The organism is Thermogutta sp., from assembly GCF_014359955.1.
In the GTDB taxonomy this organism is placed as follows: domain Bacteria; phylum Planctomycetota; class Planctomycetia; order Pirellulales; family Thermoguttaceae; genus Thermogutta.
Map to the genome: position 1 here is coordinate 1 of NZ_JACIYL010000729.1, position 2,241 is coordinate 2,241.

Annotated in this window: 2 protein-coding genes; both read left to right on the forward strand. The window is 56.8% G+C overall.

All coding sequences use genetic code 11. The features are described 5' to 3' along the window. Nucleotides 1-1,346 (forward strand): sulfatase (locus tag H5U08_RS16365; protein WP_297035489.1); only part of this gene is annotated, 1,346 nt, incomplete at its 5' end. Between the two features lie 65 nt (nt 1,347-1,411). Beyond that, a partial coding sequence (locus tag H5U08_RS16370; protein ID WP_297035491.1) for a hypothetical protein occupies nt 1,412-2,241 on the forward strand: 830 nt, incomplete at its 3' end.

A 2,241-nucleotide genomic window follows, 5' to 3' on the forward strand; every position in this document is an offset into this window, starting at 1 on the left:
GCGCGGAAGGTTACGATACGCCCAATATCGATCGAATGGCCCGGGAGGGGCGAATTTTTACCGATTTTTACGTCTCACAGGCGGTGTGCTCAGCTTCTCGTGCCAGCCTGATGACGGGATGCTACAACGTGCGCGTGGGGATTTTTGGGGCCCTGGGGCCGGGAGCGCAGATCGGACTAAATCCTTCGGAGGTCACCCTCGCGGAAATCGTGAAGCAAAAAGGGTATGCCACCAGTTGCATCGGTAAATGGCATTTGGGGCATCATCCGAAGTTCTTGCCTCTCAATCAGGGATTTGATGAGTATTTCGGACTGCCCTATTCAAACGACATGTGGCCGTATCATCCGACGGCGGGGAAAAGTTTTCCGAACCTGCCGCTTATGGAAGGAAACAGGGTGATTGACCCCGAGGTAACCCACGAAGACCAGAATATGCTGACAACGTGGTACACCGAGCGTGCCGTGAGCTTTATCAGGAAGAACAAAGACCGGCCATTCCTTCTCTACCTGGCACACAGCATGGTCCACGTACCGCTTCACGTTTCGGACAAGTTTCGCGGTAAAACCCAGCGAGGGCTGTTCGGTGACGTGATGATGGAGGTCGATTGGTCGGTGGGACAAATTCTGGATACTTTACGGGAATTGGGTCTTGCCTCCCGAACACTGGTCATCTTCACTTCCGATAATGGTCCGTGGCTGAGCTACGGGGATCACGCGGGGTCGGCAAAGCCACTCCGCGAGGGGAAGGGCACGATGTTTGATGGTGGCTGCCGGGTGTCGTGCGTTATGTGGCAGCCGGGCACGGTGCCCGCGGGCACGGTTTGTCGGGAGCCGGTTATGACGATCGACATTCTGCCCACGATCGCTTATCGCATCAACGCGCAGCTTCCTCCACACAAAATCGACGGAAAAAACATCTGGCCGCTCATCGTTGGTGAACCGGGCGCAAAATCGCCCCATGAAGCACTCTATTTTTACTGGGGCGATGCTTTGCATGCTGTGCGGATGGGCAAATGGAAGCTTCACTTTCCACACGACTATCGTACCCTGGGAGGCCGGCCCGGCGGAAAAGGTGGAATGCCCGTGCCCTACGAAACGGCCCACATAGGATTGGCCCTCTTCGACATGGAAAAAGATCCGGGCGAAACGCAGGATGTAGCAGCCGAGCACCCGGACATTGTCGCACAGATCGAAAAGCTAGCAGATGCCATGCGTGAGGAACTTGGAGATTCAGCAAAGAAGATGAAGCCGCGGGAAGCGCGGCCCGTCGGCCGACTGGAAGAGGGAGATCCGCGTTTTCACTGGAAGCCGGGCAAGCCTCTCGACGTTGAGGCAAGTTACCCATAAGCGCATCCGCGCAGTTATTAATCCGGAACAGAGAACCTTATTGCGCAGGGGCCGACGCTGTTGCCATGTCCAAGTCCGCTAACCCGCCATCGGAGAATCGATCGTCCTTTAATCCGTTCCAGGCCTGGTTGGGATTTCCACCGGGGCGAATCCCTGACAATTATTACGCACTCTTCGGAGTGCCGTTATTTGAACCCGACACCAAACTGATTGCGCAGCTAGCGGACAACATGCTCGCCCACGTGCGACAAATTCGCCCGGGCGACCATGTGACTGAATGGACCGAGTTGCTTGACACCATTCGCAACGCCAAGGACTGGCTGTGCGATCCTCAGAAGAAAAAAATTTACGACCGGCAACTGGAAGCTGGGAAGGTCACGTCCCTCCATTTTGTATGGCCGGTCAAGCAACTCGAGGAATCTCCACTTCCACCGGCGGATGAGAAACGGAATCAGGCTGCCGCCGGCGGAACGGTCGAGTCCGTGCCAGCTCCCACCACGGCTCGGGCAGAAACGGTTTCGGGCATGGCCGAGATAGCTGCTCCCCAGGATGGCGTTCCCCTCTCTCCCACGAAATGGCTTTCTCTGGTGGGGCGCCTGGCAGCGATCGTTTTTCTGGTTCTATCAGTAATTGTCGCTTATGGCACGTTGAGACCGCGCGTAGGATGGGTGAGTGTGCTCTTGCCAGGTCCATCGCGCGGCAACAATTCAAACCTTTCCAGTCGCACAGGCGGATTTTCCGTAGCGCACGGACCAGACGAGGTGAAGAGAAATCCTGCGACGGAAAAGGCGGATATTTCTGGAATGGGGCCCCAGCGGGAAAAGCGCCTCACGGAACCCAACGCACCAGTCAATCAGCCGCCCGAGACTAGGGACGCCCCGGGGAGGCAGAGTAC